The sequence below is a fragment of the Streptomyces sp. NBC_01089 genome (assembly GCF_045162975.1).
In the GTDB taxonomy this organism is placed as follows: domain Bacteria; phylum Actinomycetota; class Actinomycetes; order Streptomycetales; family Streptomycetaceae; genus Streptomyces.
The window spans coordinates 6,981,594-7,006,808 of record NZ_CP108660.1 but is presented as its reverse complement, the minus strand read 5'-3'; the positions used below and the strand labels follow the sequence as shown (position 1 = coordinate 7,006,808).

General features: G+C 71.6%; 24 protein-coding genes and 1 pseudogene. 9 read left to right on the top strand and 16 right to left on the bottom strand.

All coding sequences use genetic code 11. The features are described from left to right. Positions 1-8 precede the first annotated feature (8 nt). Complete coding sequence (locus OG510_RS31515; RefSeq protein WP_406141261.1) at positions 9-860, top strand: aldo/keto reductase; 852 nt, start codon at positions 9-11, stop codon at positions 858-860. A gap of 350 nt (positions 861-1,210) precedes the next feature. Here the strand turns inward: OG510_RS31515 and OG510_RS31510 are convergent. Both OG510_RS31510 and OG510_RS31505 read right to left on the bottom strand, forming a co-directional pair. After that, positions 1,211-1,390 (bottom strand): annotated as a pseudogene (locus tag OG510_RS31510) (hypothetical protein); the annotation flags it as partial. A gap of 174 nt (positions 1,391-1,564) precedes the next feature. Continuing rightward, complete coding sequence (locus tag OG510_RS31505) at positions 1,565-2,092, bottom strand: TetR/AcrR family transcriptional regulator (protein WP_406141260.1); 528 nt, start codon at positions 2,090-2,092, stop codon at positions 1,565-1,567. An 84-nt stretch (positions 2,093-2,176) separates the two neighbouring features. Between OG510_RS31505 and OG510_RS31500 the strand changes: the two genes are divergently transcribed. Continuing rightward, the gene (locus OG510_RS31500; protein ID WP_406141259.1) at positions 2,177-3,202 is read left to right on the top strand and encodes an NAD(P)-dependent alcohol dehydrogenase; all 1,026 of its coding nucleotides are present in this window, start codon (positions 2,177-2,179) and stop codon (positions 3,200-3,202) included. Positions 3,203-3,277: 75 nt separating this feature from the next. After that, on the top strand, positions 3,278-3,787 hold the full coding sequence (locus OG510_RS31495; protein WP_406142650.1) for a hypothetical protein: 510 nt from the start codon (positions 3,278-3,280) through the stop codon (positions 3,785-3,787). 179 nt (positions 3,788-3,966) lie between these two features. On the opposite strand, the gene OG510_RS31490 is transcribed toward OG510_RS31495, so the two are convergent. Next, complete coding sequence (locus OG510_RS31490) at positions 3,967-4,830, bottom strand: LysR family transcriptional regulator (protein WP_406141257.1); 864 nt, start codon at positions 4,828-4,830, stop codon at positions 3,967-3,969. 95 nt (positions 4,831-4,925) lie between these two features. Between OG510_RS31490 and OG510_RS31485 the strand changes: the two genes are divergently transcribed. Then, positions 4,926-5,657 (top strand): SDR family NAD(P)-dependent oxidoreductase, encoded by a 732-nt coding sequence (locus OG510_RS31485; RefSeq protein WP_406141256.1) that lies wholly within the window; start codon positions 4,926-4,928, stop codon positions 5,655-5,657. A 45-nt stretch (positions 5,658-5,702) separates the two neighbouring features. Here the strand turns inward: OG510_RS31485 and OG510_RS31480 are convergent, their stop codons facing one another. The 6 genes from OG510_RS31480 to OG510_RS31455 form a co-directional block, all read right to left on the bottom strand. Beyond that, entirely contained in the window at positions 5,703-6,200 is a 498-nt protein-coding gene (locus OG510_RS31480) for a Repetin (RefSeq protein WP_406141254.1), read from the bottom strand. A gap of 120 nt (positions 6,201-6,320) precedes the next feature. Continuing rightward, complete coding sequence (locus tag OG510_RS31475; protein WP_406141252.1) at positions 6,321-7,025, bottom strand: Clp protease N-terminal domain-containing protein; 705 nt, start codon at positions 7,023-7,025, stop codon at positions 6,321-6,323. Positions 7,026-7,082: 57 nt separating this feature from the next. Then, entirely contained in the window at positions 7,083-10,718 is a 3,636-nt protein-coding gene (gene car, locus OG510_RS31470) for a carboxylic acid reductase (RefSeq protein ID WP_406141251.1), read from the bottom strand. 80 nt (positions 10,719-10,798) lie between these two features. Beyond that, positions 10,799-12,064, bottom strand: a complete 1,266-nt coding sequence (locus OG510_RS31465) for a CynX/NimT family MFS transporter (RefSeq protein WP_406141249.1) — start codon at positions 12,062-12,064, stop codon at positions 10,799-10,801. Further along, entirely contained in the window at positions 12,061-12,771 is a 711-nt protein-coding gene (locus OG510_RS31460; protein WP_406141247.1) for a FadR/GntR family transcriptional regulator, read from the bottom strand. The genes OG510_RS31465 and OG510_RS31460 overlap by 4 nt, the downstream gene beginning before the upstream one ends. Before the next feature lie 115 nt (positions 12,772-12,886). Continuing rightward, on the bottom strand, positions 12,887-13,762 hold the full coding sequence (locus OG510_RS31455; protein ID WP_406141246.1) for a class I SAM-dependent methyltransferase: 876 nt from the start codon (positions 13,760-13,762) through the stop codon (positions 12,887-12,889). Positions 13,763-13,809: 47 nt separating this feature from the next. Between OG510_RS31455 and OG510_RS31450 the strand changes: the two genes are divergently transcribed. Further along, on the top strand, positions 13,810-14,397 hold the full coding sequence (locus OG510_RS31450; protein WP_406141244.1) for a helix-turn-helix domain-containing protein: 588 nt from the start codon (positions 13,810-13,812) through the stop codon (positions 14,395-14,397). A 78-nt stretch (positions 14,398-14,475) separates the two neighbouring features. Here the strand turns inward: OG510_RS31450 and OG510_RS31445 are convergent, their stop codons facing one another. Both OG510_RS31445 and OG510_RS31440 read right to left on the bottom strand, forming a co-directional pair. After that, complete coding sequence (locus tag OG510_RS31445; protein WP_406141243.1) at positions 14,476-16,860, bottom strand: ATP-binding cassette domain-containing protein; 2,385 nt, start codon at positions 16,858-16,860, stop codon at positions 14,476-14,478. A 220-nt stretch (positions 16,861-17,080) separates the two neighbouring features. Next, positions 17,081-17,437: a VOC family protein gene (locus tag OG510_RS31440; RefSeq protein WP_406141241.1), complete on the bottom strand. Its 357-nt coding sequence runs from the start codon at positions 17,435-17,437 to the stop codon at positions 17,081-17,083. A gap of 172 nt (positions 17,438-17,609) precedes the next feature. On the opposite strand from OG510_RS31440, the gene OG510_RS31435 reads away from it, so the two are divergent. After that, positions 17,610-18,110 (top strand): SRPBCC family protein, encoded by a 501-nt coding sequence (locus tag OG510_RS31435; RefSeq protein ID WP_406141240.1) that lies wholly within the window; start codon positions 17,610-17,612, stop codon positions 18,108-18,110. A gap of 24 nt (positions 18,111-18,134) precedes the next feature. Here the strand turns inward: OG510_RS31435 and OG510_RS31430 are convergent, their stop codons facing one another. Then, the gene (locus OG510_RS31430) at positions 18,135-18,692 is read right to left on the bottom strand and encodes a TetR/AcrR family transcriptional regulator (protein WP_406141239.1); all 558 of its coding nucleotides are present in this window, start codon (positions 18,690-18,692) and stop codon (positions 18,135-18,137) included. A gap of 169 nt (positions 18,693-18,861) precedes the next feature. On the opposite strand from OG510_RS31430, the gene OG510_RS31425 reads away from it, so the two are divergent. Further along, the gene (locus OG510_RS31425; protein WP_406141238.1) at positions 18,862-20,019 is read left to right on the top strand and encodes an FAD-dependent monooxygenase; all 1,158 of its coding nucleotides are present in this window, start codon (positions 18,862-18,864) and stop codon (positions 20,017-20,019) included. Positions 20,020-20,023: 4 nt separating this feature from the next. On the opposite strand, the gene OG510_RS31420 is transcribed toward OG510_RS31425, so the two are convergent. Both OG510_RS31420 and OG510_RS31415 read right to left on the bottom strand, forming a co-directional pair. Beyond that, complete coding sequence (locus OG510_RS31420) at positions 20,024-20,599, bottom strand: histidine phosphatase family protein (RefSeq protein ID WP_406141237.1); 576 nt, start codon at positions 20,597-20,599, stop codon at positions 20,024-20,026. Between the two features lie 223 nt (positions 20,600-20,822). Continuing rightward, positions 20,823-22,271, bottom strand: a complete 1,449-nt coding sequence (locus OG510_RS31415; RefSeq protein ID WP_406141235.1) for a PLP-dependent aminotransferase family protein — start codon at positions 22,269-22,271, stop codon at positions 20,823-20,825. Here OG510_RS31415 and OG510_RS31410 point away from each other — a divergent pair. Both OG510_RS31410 and OG510_RS31405 read left to right on the top strand, forming a co-directional pair. Next, positions 22,270-23,214, top strand: coding sequence for a DMT family transporter (locus OG510_RS31410; RefSeq protein WP_406141234.1), 945 nt, complete (start codon positions 22,270-22,272; stop codon positions 23,212-23,214). The two genes, OG510_RS31415 and OG510_RS31410, sit on opposite strands and share 2 nt — an antisense overlap. 142 nt (positions 23,215-23,356) lie before the next feature. Next, positions 23,357-24,217 (top strand): 3-hydroxybutyryl-CoA dehydrogenase, encoded by an 861-nt coding sequence (locus OG510_RS31405; protein ID WP_164264670.1) that lies wholly within the window; start codon positions 23,357-23,359, stop codon positions 24,215-24,217. A gap of 51 nt (positions 24,218-24,268) precedes the next feature. On the opposite strand, the gene OG510_RS31400 is transcribed toward OG510_RS31405, so the two are convergent. Beyond that, positions 24,269-24,694: a carbohydrate kinase family protein gene (locus OG510_RS31400; RefSeq protein WP_406141231.1), complete on the bottom strand. Its 426-nt coding sequence runs from the start codon at positions 24,692-24,694 to the stop codon at positions 24,269-24,271. Continuing rightward, positions 24,633-25,151, bottom strand: coding sequence for a PfkB family carbohydrate kinase (locus tag OG510_RS31395; RefSeq protein ID WP_406141230.1), 519 nt, complete (start codon positions 25,149-25,151; stop codon positions 24,633-24,635). The genes OG510_RS31400 and OG510_RS31395 overlap by 62 nt, the downstream gene beginning before the upstream one ends. Between the last annotated feature and the right edge of the window lie 64 nt (positions 25,152-25,215).

The following is a 25,215-nucleotide window of genomic DNA, read 5'->3' as shown; positions in this document are numbered from 1 at the left end:
TCCCGCTCATGCAGACTGTCACCCTCAACAACGGCGTCGAGATGCCGCTCCTCGGCTTCGGCGTCTACCAGATCCCCGCCGAGGACACCGAGCGCGCCGTCTCCGAGGCGCTGGCCGCCGGCTACCGCCTGCTGGACTCCGCCGCCGCCTACGGCAACGAAGAAGCCGTAGGCCGCGCCATCAAGGCCAGCGGCATCCCGCGCGAGGAACTGTTCGTCACCGCCAAGCTGTGGGTCCAGGACGCCCCCGCCGAGGACAACACCCGCCGCGCGTTCGAGACGTCCCTGACCAAGCTGGGCCTGGACCACCTAGACCTGTACCTGATGCATCAGCCCTTCGGCGACGTCTACGGCCAGTGGCGCGCCATGGAGGCCCTCAACCGCGAGGGCCTCGCGAAGTCGATCGGCATCGCCAACTTCTACCCCGACCGGCTGATCGACCTGATCCTCAACAACGAGATCACCCCGCAGGTCAACCAGATCGAGACCCACCCCTTCTTCCAGCGCGCCGACTACCAGGACCTCATGCGCGAGCACGGGGTGCAGATCCAGTCCTGGGGCGGCTTCGCCGAAGGCAGGAACGACCTGTTCACCAATCCGCTGCTTGCCGAGATCGGCAAGGAGTACGGCAAGTCCGTCGCCCAGGTCGTGCTGCGCTGGCTCACCCAGCGCGGCGTCATCGCCATCCCCAAGTCCGTACGTGCCGAGCGCATGGCCGAGAACATCGACGTCTTCGACTTCCAGCTCACCGACGAGCAGATGACCCAGATCACCACCCTCGACACAGGCAGCTCCCTGTTCTTCGACCACCACGACCCCGAGATGGTCACCTGGCTCGCCGGGCGCCGCCTGGACAGCTGAACGCCTCACCCACTGCCCCTCGCCGGCCGCGGGGCGCCCTCAAGCGAATGCCCCGGGCGCCCGCCCACCACGGTTCACCGGGAACCGCCCACCATGATCCCGCCACAGCACCACGGCGCCCTGCCGGGCCGGCGCACCGTTCTGCGCGGCGCCCTCCTGACCGCAACCGCCGCTTTGAGCGCCCCCTGGCAGGCTGCTCACCGTCCTCACCGCGGTCCGGCACCCCCAACCGCCTCCCAGTCCGCCACGACGACCGCAAGCAACGTGAAACGAGTCCTGCTGGCCATCGCGTCCAGGCCGCCGCCCCCACCCGCACGACTACGACACCATCCTCCTGGCCAGCCCCATCTGGACAGCCGGTTCATTGGCACCCGCGACAGGTTGACCCGGCCCAGCGCGAACGCGGAGATCTCCTCCACCCGCTCCATCGCGCGGACCATCGCCGTGCCCGTCGGCTTCACCGGCGGTGTGCGCAGCCGCTCCAGCTCCGAGACCCGCGTGCCCTCGGGCACCACCAACAGTTCGACCAAGGCCGACGCGGTCGAACAAGCCCTGAGCCGCCTGGATCCGCGCGACACCGACGAGCGCGACCCGCACACCGGACACATCACGGACGGGAGGGGCATGGGGCAGACGAAGGATCTGTTCCGTGGGAGCGAGCAACACCGTGGCGTGAATGGTCCGGCCCCTTGCTCGTGGGCCTGTCAGGGAAGGATCAAGCCGCGTAGCGCGGGGCGCAGTTCATCGATGTCGCTGCTGTGCTCGCAGGCGTTGACGGCTGCGGCGAGGGCTGCCAGGAACACCTCGACACGTATGCGCGCCTGGACGGCTTCGGTGCCCGGCGGGGCCAGGGCCTGCATGATCTCCACCCCGTGGGCATTGCTGTCGCCCAGGGTCTGCTCGCCGATCCGGGCGGCGGTGGCGGGCGAGCACAGGGCGATGACCTCTTTGTGGGCGAGGGCGAGGTCGATGAGTCGGTCGATCCGTTCCTCGACCGGCACGGGAGTCCCGATGATGTCGCGAAGCCCGTCGGCAACAGGGGCGAGAGCGCGCTGAACGAGCTCGTCCTTGGTGCGGAAGTGATGGTAGACGGCTGACTTACTGACGCCCACCCGTTGGGCTACCCGGAGCAGCGAGAGGGCGTCGAAGCCTTCTTCGCGGATCACTTCCAGCGCGGCGCGGGCCAGCGCATCTCTCGCGTCGAGTCCCGTACGTGTGCGAATTTGTGCCACCCCTCCATTGTGCGGCACGGACCGACCACGGCCGACGAAACTGACGACTGGCGACCAAACTGACTCATGGGTTAGTTTGGTCGTATGAGCAACGAGCGACCTTCTCTGCCGAGCACGATGCGGTCAGCGCAGTACCACTCCTATGGGGATCCGGACGTGCTGAGCGTCAATACGATCGCGATCCCGACGCCCGCCCCGGGCGAGGTCCTGGTGAGGGTGGTGGCCTCCGGTGTGAGCAACGGGGAGCTGAGACTCCGACAGGGCGGGATGCGGCTCCTCACGGGCCGGCGCTTCCCCAAGGGAGTGGGCGGGGACTTCGCCGGAACCGTCGCGGTTCTCGGCGACGGCGTCATGGGGTTCGAGGCGGACGACGCTGTGTGGGGACTGCTGCCTCGCAATGTGAGCCTGCGCGCACAGACCGCAACTGCAGCCGATTACGTGGTCGTGCCGGCGACCAGCATCTCCCGCATGCCCGAGCGGCTCACGTTCGCGGAAGCCGCCGCGCTCCCGGTGGTCGGCCAGACAGCCATGACCGCCGTGAAGGACACGACACACATCCGTGAGGGGGAGAGCGTCTTGGTGCGCGGTGCCACCGGTGGTGTCGGTCTAGCTGCGCTCCAGTTCGCCGTCGCCGCCGGCGGAATGGTCACCGCGCTCATCGGCCGGTCGGGCGACGACGTGGCGCGTGAGCTGGGCGCCTCGCACGTGCTGCGTCACCGCGATACACCGTTGGCGCGGCTTCCGAAGTTCGATGTCATCATCGACACGGTCGGCACCGAACTCCTGGCGCTCCGGCGTCATCTGAACACGAACGGACGCATGGCCGCGGTGACGGTCGAACCACCTCTGCGCGGCATGCTGGCCGTCGCCGTATCCCGCGTCCACGGCAGCCGGCGGATCCGCTTCTCCGCGCGCAACCCGGACACGGCCGTTCTGACCCGACTCGCAGGCGAAGTGCAGGCCGGACACCTCAAGCCCGTGATCGCGGACACCTACCCGCTGGAGCACATCGCCAACGCCCACCGTGACGCCGAACGCGGAACCGGAGCCACCGGCAAGCGCATCATCGTTCTCACCGATGACGCCACAACTGCCCCCACGCTCGAATAGGCGAAGCATCTCAATCCCGGCACGCAGGGGCCGCGGACTTCCTCGACCCGGGCGGTAGCCGAACTTCCTCCCGAAATCGCAGCGCCCGGCGCAGCGATCCGGCCCGGACTCCTGCGCGTGCTGCACAGTCTTGCGGACACCATGCCGGTCACCGTTCACGACGGGCGCCTGGACCTGCTGGCGTGCAACGCAGCTGCCACCGAACTCTTCGGGCCACCCCCGGAAGGCAGGCCGTTCGCGCGCAACATCGTCCACCAATGCTTCACAGCCCCCTCGTTCAGCGAGGTCCTGGGCGAACAAGGAGCCGCCGAGCACGCTCGTGTGGTCACGGCCGAATTCCGCTCGGCCCTCGGCCGATACCCGGAAGACGAATACCTCCATGCCCTGTTCAAGGAGCTGACAGCAACCAGTGCCGTATTCGGCGACTACTGGGAGTGCGGCGAGGTCGGAGCCCCGCGATCCGCCGCCGAACGCCTGCATCACACGACCCGAGGGTGGCTGGACTTCGACGTCGAAGTCCTGCACGACCCCGAAAGAGACCACTGGATCATGCTGTACGCCCCTGCAGCCCCGGGGGCCGGGTAGTGACCCTCGGTGTCACCTGCGGCATACGCCTTGCGCACTTCTCGCGGCAGCGCTCGTGACCGCTCCGTCACTCTTCCCGCCTTTCAGGTGCCGCTGCCGGCCCAGTCCGCGACCGTGGAGGGAGGACAGGCCGGTTCTGAGCATCAGAGTTGTCCATCCGGGCCAGTTGTCGTGCTCGGTCACACCTGGAACTGAACACGTGTCGCGGTGCGGACCAGGTCGGCGACGGCTCTGGACCGGCTGTGCGACGGCCAGGCGATCACGGTGGTGACCGTCGGCGCGTCCAGCACGGGCACGGCCGCGAGGTCACCGTGCAGTTGGGCTCGGCACGACTCCGGAGAGACCGCGCAGGCACGGCCGAGCGCGACGAGCTGCAGCAACTGCGCGTGATCGCGGACCTGCGGGCCCGGGCCCGGCGGGTAGATGCCGTCGGGATCGGGCCAGCGCGGCAGGGGAAGGCCGGGCAGCCCGGCGATATCGGCCATGTGCACTTGGGCCCGGGCGGTGAGCGGATGGGCGGACGGCAGGACCACGACCTGGCCCTCCGTGCCGAGGTCTTCCGTGTCGAACCCGGCCGTCGAGTCGAACGGCCGGTGCAGCAGCGCCACGTCGGCGCGGCCCTGGCGCAGCAGCCGCGCCTGCTCGGCCGGGCCGCACAGGATGACCTCGACCGGGACCGCGCCGGGTTCGGCGGCATAGGCGTCGAGCAGTTTCGCCAGCAGTTCGCTGGACGCGCTGGCCTTGGTGACCAGGACCAGGCCGGGGCTGCCGGCCGTCGCGGAAAGGGCGGCGCGGCGGGTCCGGCGCTCGGCCGCGTCGACCTGGTCGAGGGCCGCCCTGCCTTCGGTCAGCAGCACCCCGCCGGCCTCGGTGAGCGCGACGGTGCGGCTGGTCCGGTCCAGCAGCGCCGCCCCGAGCCGGCGTTCGAGCTGCTGGATCGCCCGCGACAGAGGCGGCTGCGCGATCCCGAGCCGCTGCGCGGCGCGCCCGAAGTGCAGCTCTTCAGCGACAGCGACGAAATAGCGCAGTTCCCGGGTCTCCATGGTCGCCACGGTAGCGCGGATCAATACCCTGACAGTATCGCTCCGCACTCCATCGGTCTTGGACCCCACCGGACTCCGGGAGCAGCATGGTCCTCATGAGCGAACGAACGATTGCGCTGGTCACCGGCGCGAACAAGGGAATCGGCTACGAGATCGCCGCGGGTCTGGGCGCCCTCGGCTGGAGCGTCGGCGTCGGCGCCCGCGACGAGCAGCGCCGTAAGGACGCGGTGGAGAGACTGCGCGCGGCCGGCGTCGACGCGTTCGGCGTACCGCTGGACGTGACGGACGACGCGAGCGCCACCGCCGCCGCACAGCTGATCGAGGAGCAGGCCGGACACCTCGACGTGCTCGTCAACAACGCCGGTATCACCGGCGGCATGCCGCAGGAGCCCACCCGGGTCGATCCCGCCGTCATCCGGACGGTCGTGGAGACCAACGTGATCGGCGTCATCCGCGTCACCAACGCGATGATGCCGCTGCTGCGCCGCTCCGCCTCGCCGCGGATCGTGAACATGTCCAGCAGCGTCGGCTCCCTCACCCGGCAGTCGGGGCCCGCCGCCGAGCAGACGACGGGTCCGGTGGCTGCGGCCTACGCACCGTCGAAAACGTTCCTGAACGCGGTCACCCTCCAGTACGCCCGGGAGCTGAGCGGCACGAACATCCTGATCAACGCCGGCTGCCCCGGCTACGTCGCGACCGACCTCAACGGCTTCCACGGCGTGCGCACCCCCGGACAGGGCGCGGCGATCGCCGTCAAACTCGCGACCCTGCCCGACGACGGCCCGACCGGCGCGTTCTTCGAGGACGCCGGCGCGGTGCCCTGGTGACGCGTACAGCAGCCATCCGGACCGGCCGGTCACAGCAGCGGGACCTCAGAGCCCGGGATCGAACGGCGCGACGGTGAAGCCTCCGTCCTGGACCGTTTCGATCGGCGCGGAACTCAAGCACGGGGCAACGTCCATCGTCGCGGGATCACCACCGGCGGCCCAGCTGTAGCCCAGGCGCTGCGGGTGCGTCCCGGCGTCGACGGTGAAGCCCACGCGCCGGCCCGCCCACCCGGAGATGTCGGTGCGGGTGATGACACCGGTCGCCACGGCGACAGTCCCACCGGAGAGCAGACAGTCGACGCGGCCGGTGGCGTAGCCGCCGCCCGCGCCGACGTTCCCGCCGTGGTGGCTGAAGCCGAACGTGCCGTGCGCCTTTCCCGCCAGGCCATGGGCGTCGAACGTGAAGCGGATGTCGTCACCGGCCTTGCGGTACAGCTTGGCCGCACCGGTCAGTCCCGGCTCGCGCGCTGTGTTCTGCGGCGCCTCGTCGGCCGCCGCCGTGACACCGCAGACGGCGGTGAGCACGATTCCTACGGTCAGCACACGGGTGAGGCGGCCTCGGTACATGAATCCCGGCATGAATCCCATGGGCATCATGTCGACCGCGCGAGCGGAGACCTTGAGCGATGCGGCTCGCTCCGTTACCGCTCGTCCGCTGCTCGCCTACTGCTCGTCGCGCGCGGCGAGCCGTTCGGCGATCTCCCTCCTGACCGTCTCGTGCAGCTCGTCCGACGTGAAGCCGAGGGAGCGCAGGATCCGTGCGGCCGGGCTCTCATCGGTACGGATCAGGCCCAGCAGGGTGTGCTCCGTGCCGACCCAGTCGTGGCCGAGATCGACCGACGCGCGGCGTGCCTGGTCGATGGCCTCCTTGCTCTCCGGACGGAACGCGATGTGGCCCCGCGGTGCCTTCTTCCCGGCCGGCGGCAGCGCCTCCCCGACCGCGTCGCGGATGCGCTGCTCAGGCCCTGCCTTCGCGATCAGCACCTCGTACGCCAGGCCACGCGGCTCACCGAGCAGGCCGAGCAGGATGTGTTCGGTGCCGATGAAGTCGTGCCTGTGCGTACGGGCGGCCTCCTGCGCCAGCACGATGCTGTGCCGGTTGAGGTTGGTGTACCGGTCGAACGCGGAAGGTGTGTGGCGCTGCTGGGCGGCCTGCTTGGTCACCCCGATGGCGTCGCCGATCTCGGTCCATGACGCGCCGGTCTGCTTGGCCTTGCTGACGTAGTGGTCGATGAGCTGGTCGCCGAGGTCGGACAGGGTCTGGGCGCGCAGCCGCGCCTCACTGATACGGGACAGTTCGTCGGCTCCGGGGAGCTCCTCGTCGAGACGGGCGATCAGGTCGGCGAGGCTGATGTCGAGTGGACTCATGCGTCAAGAGTAAGTTGACGCAAGGGGGTCGTCAACCTCTTCTTGACGATTGCCCGGTCACAGCAGGTCCCGCGCCCGGAGGTCCGCCACGTACTTGGTGATCAGGTCCTGCGACAGATGGGGGATGTCGTTCTCCTCGTTGAGACCGGCGGCCCGCACGGCCGCGCGGAACCGGTCCGCCGGCAGGGCCGAACCGGGCAGGGGCTCCTGCGGTCGTGCGAAGGCGTGCAGCAGGGGAAGGAGCGAGTGCTGCCGCCGGCGGTCGGGCAGGCCGCGCAGGGCGGTCTCGAAGCGGGCGAGCCACGCGTCGTAATCGCGGATGCGGGCCAGCGGGTGTCCTGCCGCCACCAGCCAGTCGACGCAGGTGTCGAGTGAGATCCCGTCCTCGTGCGGGTTCACCACGTTGAACGTCCGGTACCCCTCCCGCGCGTGGTCGCCGAGCGAGGCGACGGCCCGAGCTGTGAAGTCCACGGGAAGTGCGTCGTAGTGCCCGGCGCCGCCGCCACCTGTCCCTCCGGCGTAGAAACTGCCCGGGGCGATCCCTGTCGCCAGCAGACTCAGCAACAGACGGGTGAACACGTCCGGGATGTTCAGCTGACCCCGGTAGCGCGGGTGCGCCAGGATCAGGTTCGAGCGGAATACGGCGACCGGCAGCCCGAACGTGTCGTGCGCCTCGCGCAGCAGCACCTCGCCCGCCCATTTGCCGGCCGCGTAGCCGTTCGCGTAACCGCTGTCGAGGTCGCGCACCCCGCAGGCGGTACGGATGTCCGCCGTCTCGTCGGCCGCCGCCTCGGCCCCGAAGGCGACGGCGACCGTCGACAAGTAGGTGAACTGCTTGATCCGGGAGGTGACCGCGAGCCTGATCAGTTCGGCCGTACCCAGCACATTGGGGCCGAACAGCTGGTCGTACGGCAGGACATGGTTGACGAGCGCCGCCGGGTGAACGATCAGGTCCACGGTGTCGGCCAGCCGCTGCCAGGTCTCATCGCCGAGCCCGAGCCGGCTCTCCCCCACGTCACCGGCGACCACCTCCAGATGCCCGGCCGCCAAGTCGCGGTAGTGGCGCAGGAGTTCCGGGTCACCGCTGTCGAAAGCCGCGTCGAGCCGCGCCGCGGCCTGCTCGTCGGTGCTGCCGCGGACCACGCACACCAGCCTGCCGCCGCGCTCCGCGACGCGCTCCAGCCATTCGAGGCACAGGAAGCGGCCCAGGTAGCCGTTGGCGCCGGTCAGCAGGACCGTCCGCGCCTCGGGCAGTGGACCGGCCGGCCCGGCGGCCTTCGCCACCGTCTCCGTGCCGAGGAACGCGTCCAGCGACAGGTCGCCCGCCATGAGCCGTGTAGCGCCCGGCCCGTGGACGCTGTCGGCGGTCGGGCGGTGGTGTCCCGGCGCGAGCGCCTGCTCGATGTGCTCGGCCACCCGCTGGAGCGTGCCGACCGGGCTGATGACGACGTCGACGGGGACATCGACCTGGAAGATCTCCTTGAGCAGCTGGGAGAACGACAGCGCGGAGAGGCTGTCGCCGCCGAGTTCGACGAAGCGTGTGCCGGGCAGCACGTCGTCCTGCTCGTGTCCGAGCAGCGCGCGGGCGGCCCGGATCACCGTTTCCCGTACCGGGCCGGCCTGACCGGTACGGCGCAGTGCCTGGAGTTCGTCGCTCTCGCGCTGGGTCAGCTCGTCGTACAGCGCTTCCAGACGGTTGCCGTAGCGCTTCGTCAGCGCGGGGCGCAGCAGCTTGCGTACTCCGGAGAGCAGCCCGTTCTGTCCGCTGAACGGCTCGGTCTCGATGAGGAAGTCCCGGGGGATCTCGTACGAGTTGAGGCCCGCCCCGGTGGCGAGGCGTTGCAGGGATTCACGCAGGACCGCCCTGAGGCGCCGGGGGTCGTTCCCGGCGCGGTCGAGCGCGTCCTGGGTGGGAACGATGACCGCGAGCAGGTAGGCGCGTGCGCTGTTGCCGTACACGAAGACCTGCCGGACGACCGGACTGCCGGTGAAGAGGGCCTCCAGACGGGAAACGGCCACGAACTCGCCCTGTGACAGCTTGAGGACGTGGGAGCGGCGGTCGACGTACACCAGCTCGTCCGGGCCGACACGGGCCATGATGTCGCCGGTGTGGCAGAAACCGTCCTCGTCGAAGACCTGGGCGGTGGCGTCCGGCCGCCGGAAGTAGCCGGGGACGAGCCGGTCGGACCTGATCAGCAGTTCGCCTCTGGGGTGCGGCGAGTCGGTACGGAAATATCCCAGCTCGGGTACGTCCGCCAGTCTGTGGTCGGTCACCGGCGGGCGCAGCACCCGGCCGTCGAGCGAGACGATCCCGGCCTCCGTCGACCCGTAACCGTCGAGCATCTTGACGTGCAGGCAGCTCTCCACGAACGCCGTCATCTCCGCGCTCAGCGGGGCCGAGGCATTGACGGCCCACAGGAGACGCCCGCCCAGGGTCCTCTCCCGCAGCTCCTCCTTCGCACGCTCCGCCTGCCCGGCCGCGTCGCCTCTCCGCTCCCCGGCCTCGTTCCCTTCTTCCTTTCCTTCCTCGTCTACTGCCTCGCTCCGGCGGGTCAACTCGCCCTGGTACCGCTGGAAGAGCATGTCGCAGATGCGGGGCACCATGAGGAACTCGGTGGGGCGGGTCAGGGAGAGGTCGTCGAAGAGGGTCGACAGGTCGCTCGACGCGACGAAGTAGGCGGTGCCGCCCTTGGCGAGCGTGCTGAACAGCACACCCCGCCCCACCATGTGGCTCAGGGGCATGTAGTTGAGCACGATGGACGGACGCGGCTCCTGGCCGGGCACGAAGTCGGCCCAGAACCGCGTGACAAGACGCTCGGTGTACATGGCGCCCTTGGGCGTGCCCGTACTGCCCGAGGTGTAGATCAGCGTGCTGAGCGCGTCGGCCGTCCGCTCCCCGGACCTCCGAGCGGACGGCAGCGTCCTGCCCCGCTCGACGACCGATGCCAGCGTGTCCAGGGCCACGCCCCTGCCCCGCGCGGCGAGTTGGCCCCGCGCGGATTCCAGCGCCTCCCGGTGAGCGGTGGCCTCGGGGTGGACGCCGAATACGACGATCCTGCCCAGCGACGGGGCATCCGCCGCGACCTGGAGGGCGGCATCGAGGTGTGCCACGTCCACCGCGAGCAGCCGCGGCGCGGTCTGCGCGACGATGGGCGACAGATGTCCCGCAGCGGCACCCGCCTGGAGGGGGACGCACACCGCACCGGAGCGGACGCACGCCAGCTCCACGGTGGCGCAGTCCGCGCCCGTGTGGCCGAGGATCGCGACGAAGTCGCCGGGGCCCACTGCGTGGTCGGGGTGGTGGTGCCACTCGGAGACCACCGCGCCCGCCCGTTCCCACAGTTCGCCGTAGGTGAGCGTGTCGAACCGTTCCAGGAGGCGCAGCGTGGTGCGGCCCGTGTCCGGGTCGGTGACCGGCTCTGTGGCGCGTTCGCCCAGGGCGGGACGGTCGGCGTATCCCTCCATCACGGTGGCCACCAGGTCGGCGAGCGGCAGGCCAGGCTGCCGGATCGCCTCGGTGACGGTGTCGAGCGGTGCTGCGGCGCGGAACTGCGGATCTGTCGCGTGGAGGTGAGCGGCACGCCGGGCGGTACGTGCGCCGAGCTCGTCGGTCGAGGGCTGGGATGTCGAGGGCTTGGATGTCGAGGGCTGGGACGTCGACGGCCGGAATGTCGAGGGCTTGGAGGCAGTCATGGGGCATCTCCTTCGTGGCCTTGAAGGCAGGGAGAGGAAGGGAAAACCAGGGGAAGGCCGCAGGCCGTATCCACGGACGCTCAGCGGGCGGACCGGCCCACTTGGCGGTCGCGGCCCGCGCCGTATCCGGCACCGGCCATGGCGACACTGAGGACGACCAGGGCGACGAGCGGGAAGGTCCAGCTGTTCATGGTGTCGTGCAGGACGCCGAGCAGGAGGGGCCCCGCCGCCGCGACGAGGTAGCCGATGGACTGCGCCATGCCGGCCAGGGCGGCGGCTTCGCCTGAGCTGCCCGCGCGTTCGCTCTGGAAGGTCAGCGCGAGGACGAGGCACACACCGCCGCCCAGACCGAGCAGGGCACACGCCAGGAAGGACAGCGCGGGGACGGACACCAGCACGGCGAAGCCCGCGGCCACAAGGACCGAAGCCCCGGCCGCTGTCCAGCGCTGGTCGCGCCGGCCCCGGGTGAGCAGGGGCAGAAGGCTGCTCGCCGCCAGGGCGATCAGCTGGTAGAAGAAGAGCATCCACCCGGCCGCGGTGCTGGTCGTGCCACGGTGGATCAGAATGCTGGGCAGCCAGGCGACGGCGGTGTAGAAGGCCAGGGACTGCAGGCCCATGAATACGCTGACCTGCCAGGCGATCCGCGACCGCCACGGGACCTGACTGCGGGTCACACCGGTGGAGGCCAGAGGTCTGTCGCCCCGCGTGCGGGGCAGCCACGCGAGGAACGCCGCGACGGTGAAGGCGATTCCCCAGCCGAGTGCGGTGTGCCAGGAACCCGGCAAGGTGTGGGAAAGCGGCGCGGAGATCCCGGAGGAGACCGCGGCCGTGACGCCCATGACGGTGACGTAGAGGGCGCTGATGCCCTGAATGCGGTGGGCGGGGACGCTGCGCCTGATCAGCGCGGGCAGCAGCACATTGCCGAACGCGATGGCGGCGGAGAGGATCACGGTCCCGGTGAAGAGGCAGATCACCGAGGGCACCGACCGGATCGCGGTTCCGGCGGCCAGCGCCCCGAGGGCCGCCACCAGCAGCCGTGCGGTGCCGAACCGGTGCGAGGCTCTGGCCACCAGAGGGGATGTCGCGGCGAACGTCAGCAGCGGGAGGGTGCTCAGCAGCCCGCCCCAGCTCGATGTGAGGCCGCTGCCGTGCTCGATCGCCGGCAGGAGCGTACCGACACCCGTGAGACCGGTACGCAGGTTCGCCGCCACGAGGCAGATCGCGACGACGAGCCCGACCGGCACGGCGGGCCGGGTGATGTCGCCGGCCGGCGGCGCCGGTAAGGCGGGCCGGCCCGATCCCGATGTGCCGGGCCGGCCCGGTATCGGGGACGACTCCTTGTTCACCGCTCCTCCCCCGCTGGTGGTGTCTCCGCCTGGTGGTCGCCGGTGAGCCGCACGATCGCGGCTGCCGCACCACGGGCGCCGCTCTCGTCCCCGGCCTCGATCGCGTCGACGAGCCGCCGGTGCAGACCGGCGTGCTCCTCGGCGCGGGCGGCATCCCAGGGCAGACCGCCCAGCGACGCGGTGAGAGCCGTACCGAGGTAGTCGTACACCTCGACCAGGAGGTCGTTTCCGCTCGCCCGGACGACGGCCCGGTGGAACAGGGCGTCGACGCTCCTGGCCGCGGACGGGTCCGCTCCGGCGCAGGCCGCGTCGGCGTCGTCCAACAGCTCGTGCAGCTGGTGCAGTTGGTCCTCGCTGCGGCGCAGGGCGGCGGCGCCCGAGGCGTACTCCTCCAGGACGGTGCGGAGTTCGAGAACGTTGTCCCGCTGCGCGGAACTCGCCCGTCTGACCATGACCGACTGGAGCTCGCTCGACGCGCGGACGTACGTGCCGTCCCCGACGCGGGCCTCCAGCAGGCCCAGGTGGACAAGGGCGCCGATCGCCTCGCGCAGCGTGCTGCGCCCGACCCCGAGCTCCTCGATGAGGGCCTGCTCCGGCGGGATACGCGTACCCACCGGCCATCCGCCGGCCTCGATGTGCGAGCGGAGGCTGTCCACGAGCTGCGCGGACAGGCTTGCCGTCCTCCGCGGTGTGCTGATGCGCTTCATGACGGCAGACTACACAAACATCAGACATTTGAACATCACAGGAGAAGGGGCGGGGCGAGGCTGGGCCGGGCCCGGGGCGGCGAGCCGAACGACGGTTACGCGCAGCGGCGACCGGTCAGGGCTTTCGGGCGACCCATGTGGTGCGGGTGGTGCGGACCGTGAGGTCCTGGCGCCGCAGCACACCGAGCGGTCCGCCGCTGCCGATCACCGTGTCGAGCGCGGCCAGGTCGTCAGCGGGCAGCAGTGTTCCGGCGTGGGTCCGCAGTGTGCGCAGGCACACCTGGGCGTACCGGTTCGTCTCCGGCGGCAGCGGGGCGGTCAGGGCGATGGCGAAGGGCCGCGTGGCCACCGGCCTGAAGCCCGCCGCGGTGAGGTGGCCGCCCCAGTCGGCCGGGGGCCGGGTGTTCGTGGCGGTGTGCAGGCGGGCTTCGAGACCCGGCCGCCCGGCGCCCGCGTCGTCGGGCAGGAAGCGGGGGAAGAAGTCCATCTCCGTCACGGCCAGCAGACCGCCGGGGCGCAGCCCGGCGAACGCGCGGGCCAGGCCGTCGCCGGGGTCGCTGAGGTGGTGCAGGAATGCCGCCGCCCAGATGAGGTCGTAGGGGCCCGTACGCGGCCACTCCCGGTCGAGGTCCGCTCGCACGGTGCCGACCCGGTCCGACAGCCCCTCGGCCGCGGCCCGGCGGGTGAGCCGGTGCAGCATCTGCGGCGAGTTGTCCACCGCCGTCACGGTGGCGCCGGGGAAGCGGCGGGCGAGCGCGAAGCTGCCGGTGCCGGGACCGCTGCCGATGTCCAGGATGCGTGTGGGCGCACGGTCGGTGAGGCCGGCGAGCCAGCCGGTCAGCTCGGCGGTGTACGTGTGCAGCACTGCGGCGTCCAGCTCCAGGAGTTCCGCCATGGCGACGGCGTCCGGGGCTGCGCCCGTGTGGCCGGAGGCGTGGGAGGTGTGGTGGGAGGCATGGCCGGAGGGGGCGCGGTGCGGGTCGGTGCTCATACGCCGACGGTAGGCCGACCCTGCCGGACCGTCATACGCTCTTGCCCATGCAGCAAGAACCCGACTCCGCCCTGGACAGCACCGTCCGCCTGCGGATCCGCGGGCTGCGCCGGGCGCGCGGCTGGTCGCTCGACAATCTGGCCGAGCGCGCCGGCATCAGCCCTTCGCAGCTCAGCCGTATCGAGACGGGCCACCGCCGGATCAACCTCGATCAGCTGGCGGCCATCGCCCGCGCGCTCGGCACCTCCCTCGACCAGCTCGTGGAGCCCGTCGACGACGCGGACGTCGTCATCCGCCCCCAGCGGGACGAGCGGCGCGGGCTGACGACCTGGCTGCTCAGCCGCGACGACGGCCCCGGCGGGATGACCGTCGCCAAGATGCGTATCACCGCAGGGGGCGCCGGGCCCGTCGCCCCCGACGAGCTGGGTGTCCATCCCGGCAGGGACTGGTTCACCGTGCTCTCCGGCACCGTGGTTCTGCATCTGGGCGGGCGCGCCATCCGCGTGGAGGCCGGGCAGGCGGCCGAGTTCCCGACGATGGTCCCGCACGCGCTCCGCTGCCACGGCGGACCGGCCGAGATCCTCTGCATCCTCGATCACGAGGGCCGGCGGAGCCATCTCCACGCACGGAAGTGACCTGTCCCGGACGACGCGGGCCGCCCCCGTACAGCCACGCGCCGTCAGGCAGCCCCGCCGTCGGGCCGGCCCACGCCGTCAGGCACCCACATAGGCCGCGAGGTGCTCCCCCGTGAGGGTGGAGCGGTCGCCGACCAGGTCGGCCGGGGTGCCTTCGAAGACGATCCGGCCACCGTCGTGGCCCGCGCCGGGGCCGAGGTCGATGATCCAGTCGGCGTGCGCCATCACCGCCTGGTGGTGCTCCACGACGATGACCGACTTACCGGAGTCCACCAGCCGGTCGAGCAGGCCGAGCAGTTGCTCGACATCCGCGAGGTGGAGGCCGGCGGTCGGCTCGTCCAGTACGTAGACACCGCCCTTCTCGGCCATGTGGGTGGCCAGCTTGAGCCGCTGCCGCTCGCCGCCGGACAGCGTGGTGAGCGGCTGGCCGAGGCTGAGATACCCGAGCCCGACGTCGGCGAGCCTGCCGAGGATCGCGTGCGCGGCCGGAGTGCGCGCCTCGCCCTCGCCGAAGAACTCCGCCGCACGGTCCACCGACATCGCGAGCACCTCGCTGATGTCGCGGCCGCCGAGGTGGTGGTCGAGAACCGCGGCCTGGAACCGCTTCCCCTCGCACTCCTCGCACACACTGGCGACGCCGGCCATCATCGCCAGGTCGGTGAAGACGACGCCCGCGCCGTTGCAGTGGGGGCAGGCACCCTCCGAGTTGGCGCTGAACAGTGCGGGCTTCACACCGTTGGCCTTCGCGAACGCCTTGCGGATCGGGTCGAGCAGCCCGGTGTACGTCGCCGGGTTGCTCCGCCGTGAGCCGCGGATCGCCTCCTGGCCGATCGACACCACGCCGTCGTCGGCGTGGATCGACCCGTGCACCAGCGAGCTCTTGCCCGAGCCCGCGACACCGGTGACGACCGCGAGGACGCCGAGCGGGATGTCGACGTCGACATCGCGCAGATTGTGGGCCGTCGCCCCGCGGATCTCCAGCTTGCCGGTGGGGGTGCGCACCTTCTCCTTGAGCGCGGACCGGTCGTCGAAATGGCGGCCGGTGAGGGTGTCGCCGGCCCGCAGGCCCTCGACGGTGCCCTCGAAGCAGACGGTGCCGCCCTCCGTACCCGCGCCGGGACCGAGGTCGACCACGTGGTCCGCGATCGCGATCGTCTCCGGCTTGTGCTCCACGACGAGCACCGTGTTGCCGTTGTCCCGCAGCCGTAGCAGCAGGTCGTTCATCCGCTGGATGTCGTGCGGGTGCAGGCCGATGGTGGGCTCGTCGAAGACATAGGTGACATCGGTGAGCGAGGAGCCGAGATGGCGGATCAGCTTGACGCGCTGCGCCTCGCCGCCGGACAGCGAGCCCGACGGCCGGTCGAGCGAGAGGTAGCCGAGGCCGATCTCCACGAACGAGTCGAGGGTCTGGCGCAGTTTGTCGATGAGCGGTGCCACCGACGGGTCGTCGACGCTCCGGACCCACTCGGCCAGATCGCTGATCTGCATCGCGCACGCGTCGGCGATGCTGGTCCCGCCGATCCGTGAGGACCTGGCCGCCTCGGCGAGCCGGGTGCCGTCGCACTCGGGGCAGACGGTGAAGGTGACCGCCCGGTCCACGAACGCCCTGATGTGCGGCTGCATCGCCTCCCGGTCCTTGGAGAGCATCGACTTCTGGACCCGGGGGATCAGCCCCTCGTAGGTCATGTTGATGCCCTCGATCTTCATCCGGGTCGGCTCGCGGTGGAGGAAGTCGTGCAGCTCCTTCTTGGTGTACTTACGGATCGGCTTGTCCGGGTCGTAGAAGCCCGACCCGCTGTACAGCCGGTAGTTCCAGCCGCCCGCCTTGTAGCCGGGGACGGTGATCGCGCCGTCGGCGAGCGACTTGGAGTCGTCGTAGAGCTGAGTGAGGTCGATGTCGGTGACGGCGCCCCGGCCCTCACAGCGCGGGCACATACCGCCGGTGACGCTGAAGCTGCGCCGCTCCTTCACGGTCTTCCCGCCGCGCTCCATGGTGACCGCGCCCGCTCCGCTGACCGAGGCGACGTTGAAGGAGAACGCCTGCGGCGAGCCGATGTGCGGCTTGCCGAGGCGGCTGAAGAGGATCCGCAGCATCGCGTTGGCGTCGGTCGCGGTGCCGACCGTGGAGCGCGGGTCGGCGCCGATCCGCTGCTGGTCGACGACGATCGCGGTCGTCAGCCCCTCCAGTACGTCGACCTCGGGCCGTCCCAGCGCCGGCATGAAGCCCTGCACGAAGGCGCTGTAGGTCTCGTTGATCAGCCGCTGCGACTCGGCGGCGATCGTGCCGAAGACCAGGGAACTCTTGCCCGAGCCCGACACGCCGGTGAAGACCGTCAGCCGGCGCTTCGGGATCTCGACGCTGACGTCCTTGAGGTTGTTCACCCGCACACCGTGTACGCGGATCAGACCGTGGCTGTCGGCGATGTGCGACGCAGGCGACTGTTCGCCCGTCCTCCTGGCCATGCTTACCGTCTCTCCATCTGTCGGACCTCCGGGTCCCGCTGCCGGGTTCCCCGGCCTCTGCTACGGGCCTCTGTTGCGGGCCTCTGTTGCGGGCCTCTGCCGCTTGCCGCGGGCCTGCGTCTCGTGCCTGCGTCTCGGACAAGGGGTCTCGTGCCTGCGTCTCGGACAAGGGCCGGTCATCCTGTCACGGACAGGGCGGCCCCGGTCCTTCACTCGTCCGTCACCGGTCCTGGAGCAGGCCCAGGACGTTGCCGTCGGGGTCGGTGAACGTGGCCACCAGGCGGCCCCCGCCGACCTCGTGCGCGGGCTCCTTCAGCACGGCACCCGCGGCCGTCACCTCGGCCAGCTTCGCCTCGATGTCCGGCACCTCCCAGTAGGTGACCGGCCCTGTCATGCCCTGCTCCGCCCCGCCGGGCACAAGCCCAATGTGCTGGCCGCCGGCCTCGAAGCCGACGTAGTACGACTCGTCGGCCACCGGTGCCACGCCGAGCAGGGCCGTGTAGACCGACTTGGCCGCCGCCAGGTCGGAGACGGGGTGCAGCACGGTCTTGATTCCCTGGGCCGCCGGTCCGGTCATGATCGCTCCTGAAGTCGTGGGCCGCGGCACCCGGTGTGCGCGCCGGCCTCCGTGCACTTCACGCTAATGCGGCTCGCTCCCCCGTGCTTCTCGATTCCTGACCGGTCGGCGGCCGGCGCTGACACCGTTACTACCGACCGGTAGGGTCGGGGGCCCGAGGAACGGAGCCACCGTGGCCCGCACATTCTCAGTGTCCGGCAGCATCGACGTCGAAGCCGCACCGTCCGCGGTGTACGAGCAGGTCAGCAACCCCGCACTGATGGGGCGGTGGAGCCCGGAGAACCTCGGGGCGACACTGAGCGGGACCGACACCGCCGCCTTCGTCGGCATGACCTTCGACGGGCACAACAAGCGCGGGGCCTTCCGCTGGACGACGCGCTGCACGGTGACGGCGGCCGACCCCGGCGAGCGGTTCGCGTTCCGGGTGCACGCCATCGGGATCAGGCGGCCCCGGCTGCGGGGGCCCATCGCCACCTGGGAGTACCGCTTCGAGAGCACCGGTACGGGCACGAAGGTCACCGAGACCTGGACGGACGACCGGCGCACCTGGCCGGACTTCGCGGCCAACACCTTCGACCGGATCGCGACCCGCGGATACGTCTTCGCGGTGTTCCAGCAGAAGAACATCCGGACCACGCTGCGCAATCTCAAGGCGGCACTGGACCCGGCCTGACACCGCGCCCGCCGCCACGGCGCGTCAGCGCAGGGCCGCCGCGATCAGCCCCTGGATCTCCTCCCGCGGCACACCACCGCCGCCCACCAGCCGGTCGAAGATCAGCCCGTCCACGCAGGCCAGCAGTGTCAGGGTGCGCCCCTCGGCGTCGGCGACGCCCCGCGCGGCGAGGAAGGCGCGTACGGCGTCACGCGCCGCATTCTCGCGCGGTACGAGGATCTCCCGCAGCTCCGGGTGGCGTACGCCCTCGACGGCACAGGCGTACCGGGCGAGCGACCGGCGGCGCCCCTCACCGCCGAGCCGGCCTTCGGCGAACACGGCGATGGCTCCGGCCAGTTCACCGGCGTCCCGCGGCACCGGCGCCGTCTCCCCCGCCGCCTGGAGTTCCGCCTGGTCCAGCGCGACGAGCCGGCGGACCAGCGCCGTGAGCAGCGCCTTCCTGCTGCGGAAGTACGCCGATGTGGTGCCGGGCGGCAGACCGGCCGCCCGTTCCACCGCACGGTGGGTCAGGCCGCGCATTCCCTCGTCGGCGAGTACCCCGATGGCCGCGTCGGCGAGGACCGTGCGTCGATCTCCAGTCATGCCCCTCTTTCTACACCCGTTTCCGCACCCGCTTTCTACACCCGTAGAAACACCGTAGTACGCTCGCCCCACGGCTTCTTCTACAGCTGTAGAAGAAGAACTGGGCACACAGGCGCGGACGGCAGCCGGGCAGGGAAGGCCGGCGGCCCGGACCGAGGGAGAGACCGGCATGGGGAACAGCGCGGTGGTGATCGGCGGGGGTATCGGCGGGCTGGCGGCCGCGCTCGGCCTGCGGCGTATCGGCTGGGAGGTGACGGTCGTCGAGCGCGCCCCGGTCCTCGGCGACGCGGGCGCCGGGATCTCTCTCGCGGCCAACGGCATCCGCGCCCTGGACGCCCTGGGGGTGGGCGATGAGGTACGCGGCGCTGCCCGGCCGCAGTACACCGGCGGCACCCGCAGGCCGGACGGCAGATGGCTCGCCCGGATGGACGGCGCTGCCCTGGAGCGGGCGCTCGGCACCCCCATCGTCGGTATCCCCCGCGCCACGCTGCACCGGCTGCTGCGGGCCGCGCTGCCTCCCGGGTCCCTTGTCGTGGGCGCCGATGTGACCTCCGTCGACCGCTCCGATCCGGCCCGGGTGCTGGTACGCCACGGCGACACCGTGCTCGGCGCGGATCTGGTCGTGGCGGCGGACGGCATCGCCGGACGGGTGCGCGGCGGGCTGTTTCCGGAGCATCCGGGCCCCGTCCACTCCGGTTCGACCGTGCTGCGCGCCATCACGGAACACCCGGTCGGCCTGCGGTCGGACTTCGAACTCACCTGGGGGCGCGGCGCCGAGTTCGGTCATATCGCCTTCACCGACGGCCGGGCCGAGTGGCATGCGGTGGTCAACTCCCCGGCCGGAGTGCGGTATGCGGACCCGCTCGCCGAGGTACGGCGCAGGTTCGGCGGCTGGCACGACCCCATCCCCGCCCTGCTCGACGCGACCCGCCCGGACGCCGTCCTCCACCACGACGTCGGCGAACTCGTCACCCCGCTGCCCGCGTACGCCGTGGGCCGGGTCGCGCTGCTGGGCGATGCCGCGCACGCCATGACGCCCCATCTGGGCCAGGGTGCCTGCCAGGCACTGGAGGACGCGGTCACCCTGGCGGCCGCGCTCGCGGGTGCGAGCACGGTGGAGTCCGCGCTCCAGCGGTACGACGCCGAACGCCGGCCCTGCAGCCAGTCGGTGGCCCGGGCCGCCCGGCAGGCCGGCCGGATGGGACAGCAGCTCACCCACCCGCTCGCCGTGTCCCTGCGCAACACGGCGCTGCGGCTCGCCCCGTCACGTACCGCGGTACGGATGGTCCTGCGGCACGCCGACTGGACACCGCCCGCACTGCCCTGACGGGTCAGCGGGCGGCCGTCTCCAGGCGCAGGCTCCAGCGCCCCGGCAGGCCGGTCAGGGTCGCCGTCGAGAGGGGCGGCACATCGACGTTCCAGTACGTCGACGGCGGCGCCTTCAGCGCGTAGACCAGGGCGGCCCGGACGACGGAGGGTTCGGCGACCGCGACGATGGAGCCGTCGCACGCCGGGCGGGTCTCCAGCCAGTTGCCTATCCGGGAGATGAAGCCGAGGAGGGACTCACCGCCGTGCGGGGCGGAGCGCGGGTCGGAGAGCCAGACGTCGACCGCCGCGGGTTCGCGCGCCGTCACCTCCGCCAGGGTGAGCCCGCGCCACCGGCCCATGTCGCAGTCGCTCAAGGCGGGCTGGAGCAGTGGGGCGAAGCCGAGTGCGTCGCCGGTGGCGCGGCTGCGGGCGGTGGGCGAGCAGTAGCGCAGCTCGGCCGCGGCCAGCGGCACCAGGAAGCCGGCCGAGAGCTGCACCTCGTGCCAGCCCGCGTGGTCGAGGGGCCGGTCGTCGTCGAAGCGCTCGGCGAGCCGGGATGAACTGCGTGCGGCGGCGACCAGCGTGACGCGAACGCTCATGGCCGCGATCGTGCGACCGAATCCCGGACGGGTCAAGAGGCGGCGACGAACCGGCCCCCCGATCCGGCCCCGCCTGATCCGCCGCTGCCCGATCCGGCCCGCCCGATCCACCGCTGCCCGATCCGGCCCGCCTGGCCCCGCCCGATCCGCCACTGCCCAACCCGGCGGCCCCGCCCGATCCGCCCCCGCTTCGTCCACCCCGGCCGGTCCGGACGGAGCGCCCTCATCGGCGGTCCTGGCCGAGCACTTCGTCGTACGCCGTACGCAACCGCCGTACCCCTTCGGTGATTTCGCCCTGCCCGGCCACCCCGGCGAAACTGAGCCGCAGATGCGGAGCTGGCGGTTCGGCGGAGAAGTAGGGGCGGCCCGGGGCGACGGCGACGCCCGCGCGGAGCGCCGCCGAGACCACCGCCGCCTCGTCCGTGCCGTCGGGCAGCCGCAGCCACAGGTGGTAGCCGCCGCTGGGGACGTACGGGAGGTCCAGCTCGGGGAGGCTGCCGCGGAGCGCAGCGGTCAGGGTGTCCCTGCGGTCCCTCAACTGGCCGGACACAGAGCGCAGATGGCGGTTCCAGGCGGGCGAGCCGACCAGTTCCACGGTGGCCTCCTGGATCGGGCGGGGGACGAAGAAGCTGTCGACGACCTGGATCGAGCGCAGCCGTTCGTACACGGGCCCCCGGGCGGCCAGCACCCCCACCCGCAGGCTGGGCGATGTCGCCTTGGTGAGCGAGCAGACATGGACGACCACTCCGTCGTGGTCGTCGGTGGCCAGCGGCCTCGGCAGGGGCCCCGCGTCCTCGTGGACGAGCCTGCGGACGAAGTCGTCCTCGACGATGAACGCCCCCGCCTCGCGGGCGATCCGCAGGACCTCAGGGCGGCGGGCGTCGCTGAGGACCGCGCCGGTCGGGTTCTGGAAGAGCGGCTGGCAGACGAAGACCCGGGATCCGGTGGCGCGGAACGCGTCGGCGAGCAGCGCGGGGCGTACACCGTCGGAGTCCACCGGCACCGGCACGGGCCGCAGCCCCGCGGCCCGCGCGACGGCCAGCATGCCCGGATAGGTCGGGGACTCCACGAGTACGGAGGCGCCGGGCGGGGCGAGGGCGCGCAGGGCCGTACTGAGCGCGCTCTGGCCGCCGGCGGTGACCAGGACGTCGGCAGCGGTGACGAGTCCGCCGATCCCGCGTGCGAACCACTCGCGCAGCTCGGGGATCCCGTCGACGGGCGGCCTCCCCCAGGCGCCCGGCCTGCGGCCCGCCCTGGCGAGGGCGGCGGCCATGGCCTGTTCCGGCTGGAGCGAGGCGTGCAGATAGCCGCCGTTGAACTCGATGACGCCCGGTGGCGGCGCGGCCAGCGTGACCAGCACCCCGGAGGCGTCCACGGCGCGCGGGGCCGCGTCCGTCGCGCCGTCGGCGCTGAGCGCGATCTCCTGCCAGGAGGTGTCACCGGGGCGGGCGGTGTCCTTGCGGGGCCGCGCCCGGAACGCCCCGGCGCCGGGGCGGGTCACGACGAGCCCCTCGGCGGCGAGCTGGGCGAGGGCCCTGGAGACGGTCACCGGGCTGACCCGGTAGGACTCGACCATGGCCCGGCTCGACGGCAGCTTTCCATCGACCGGATAGCGGTGCAGCTCCGCTTTCAGCGATTTCACCAGTGCGGCCACACTGCTACTCTCGTACATGACAGTACAGAATAGCGCTACCGGCGATCCCTCGATAGCAGTCGGCGGCAGAGACGCGGGCACCGCGGGCGGGACCGGCCACGCGGGCCGCAACGGCACTCTGCTCGCCGGACTCGGTGTCGTCGCCTTCTCGCTGACGTTCCCCGCGACCGCCTGGGGCCTGGAGGGCTTCGGGCCCTGGTCGCTCGTCTCCGTACGCTGTGTGCTCGCCGCCCTGCTGGCGGGCGGCGCCCTGCTCGCCCTGCGCGCCCCGGTCCCCGAGCGGCGGCACTGGGCCGGTCTGGCCGTGGTGGCCGCCGGGGTGGTCCTGGGCTTCCCGCTGCTGACCACGCTCGCGCTGCAGACGTCCACGACCTCGCACGCCGCCGTGGTGGTGGGGCTGCTGCCGCTCACCACGGCCGCCTTCTCCGCGCTGCGGACCGGCGCACGGCCGTCCCGCGCCTTCTGGGCCGCCGCGCTGGCCGGAGCGGCCGTGGTGATCGCCTTCACCGTGCAGCAGTCGGGCGGAGCGGTGTCCACGGGTGACATGTATCTCTTCGGCGCGCTGCTGATCTGCGCCGCCGGTTACGCCGAGGGCGGCCGGCTGGCCCGCGAGATGCCCGGCTGGCGGGTGATCGGCTGGGCGCTGGTCCTCTGCCTGCCGCTGGCCGTACCGGCCACCGCCGTGGCACTGACCATCGAACCCGTCCACCTCACCGGCCACAGCGTCGCCGGGGTGCTCTGGGTGGCCGCGGGCTCCCAGTTCCTCGGACTTGTGGTCTGGTACCGGGGCATGGCGGAGATCGGGGTGGCCAGGGCCAGCCAGCTCCAGCTCGCCCAACCCTTGCTGACCCTGGTCTGGTCGGTCCTGCTGCTGGGCGAGCACCTCCCGGTGGCCGCTCCGGTCGCCGCCGTCGCGGTCCTCGTCTGTATCGCGGTCACTCAGCGTTCCAGGACGAGATAACAGTAAAAGTCCCGTTTTGAGCAGTGAGCGATGGTTAACCCGGCGCCCCGGCCACCCGCAGGTCAGGAGTAACGTCTGGGGGCCGGGCGGGCGCCGGAACCATACGGGGTACTCGCCCGCGACGATCTGCGAAAGGCTGGATGTGACCGACATCGAACGCGTCGGAGTGGTGGGCTGTGGCCAGATGGGCGCGGGGATCGCAGAGGTCTGCGCCCGCAGCGGCCTCGAGGTGATGGTCGCCGAGACCACTGGTGAGGCTCTGGAGATCGGCCGCACCCGGCTGCACAACTCTCTCTCGAAGGCCGCGGAGCGCGGCAAGATCACCGAGGAGGAGCGCGACGCGACGCTCGGCCGGCTGAGCTTCACGACCGACCTCGGGGAGTTCGCCGACCGCGACCTCGTCATCGAGGCCGTCGTGGAGAACGAGCAGGTGAAGACGGAGATCTTCCAGGTGCTCGACCAGGTGGTGACCCGCCAGGACGCGATCCTGGCCTCCAACACCTCCTCGATCCCGCTGGTGAAGCTGGCCGTCGCGACCTCCCGGCCCGACCAGGTCATGGGGATCCACTTCTTCAACCCGGCCCCCGTGCAGCAGCTCGTCGAACTGATCCCGGCGCTGACCACGTCCGAGGAGACGGTGACCCGCTCCGAGTCGCTGGTGCAGGACATACTCGGCAAGCACGCCATCCGCGCCCAGGACCGCTCGGGCTTCGTCGTCAACGCCCTGCTCATCCCGTATCTGCTCTCCGCGATCCGGATGTTCGAGTCGGGCATCGCGAGCCGCGAGGACATCGACAACGGCATGGAGATGGGCTGCGCCCACCCGATGGGCCCGCTGAAGCTCGCCGACCTGATCGGTCTCGACACGGTCGCCTCCGTCGCCGACTCGATGTACGCCGAGTTCAAGGAGCCGCTGTACGCCGCTCCCCCGCTGCTCCAGCGCATGGTCGACGCGGGACGGCTCGGCCGGAAGACCGGCTCGGGCTTCTACCCGTACACCTGATACGCACGGTCCCGCACGGGATACGCACGGTCCCGCACGGGACGTGACGGGTCACCGGGGCGGCGGCCCGGCGAGGGCGGCGGCCACCTCCGCCCGGCCGGGCTGTCCGGCCCTGGCTCCGACCCGGGTGCAGGACAGGCCGGCGGCGACGGACGCGAACCGGGCCGCGTCCAACGGCCGCGCACCGCGCTCCAGTTCGGCCAGATAGCAGCCCACGAAGCAGTCGCCGGCCCCGGTGGCGTCCCGGGCCCGCACCGGCAGCGCCGCCCCCGCACCGGTCTCGCCCCCCGGTGTGTGCAGCCGCCAGCCCCGGGCGCCGTCGGTCTCCACCACGTATGTGCCGTACGCCACCGCCGCGTCGGCCGGGTCCTGGCCGAGCAGCCGTCCGGCCTGGGCGCGGCCGAGCACCACATGCTCAGCCGCTGACAGCGCCGCGAGCGCCCCGTCGGTCCGTTCGCAGCCGTCCAGGTCGACCACCGTCCGGATGCCGGGCGCTCGCGCCAGCAGCGGGGCCGCCCAAGGGGAACCGGTAGCCGTCGAGGTACAGCCAGCCGCCCCCGGCGGCCCCGAGCCGCCGGACCGTCTCGGCCACATGCTCCTCGGCGAGGTCGTCGTCCTGGCTGATGACGGAGCGCTCGCCGTCCGGAGTGACCAGCAGGACCGCCGTGGTGAGGCGGCCGCTCCTGAAGGCCCAGTCGACCTTCACCCCCGCCGCGCCGAGCCCGTCGAGGAAAGCGCCGCTCAGCGCGTCGCCCCCCACCACTCCCGCGAACCGGGCGTCGGCCCCCACCCGGGCCGCGGCAGCGGCCGCGTTGGCGGCCATCCCTCCGTCGTGGCGCCTGATGTCCCGCGCCTGCACCCGGTCCCCGGCGCCGGGGAGCGCCGGCACGTTCACCGTCAGGTCGCTGTTGCCGTACCCGCAGAAGACAATCATGAAGAAGTAACCCATTCTCCGCCGGCCGCCGGGCGGCGGCGGTCTGACGGGACGTGACTTCGGC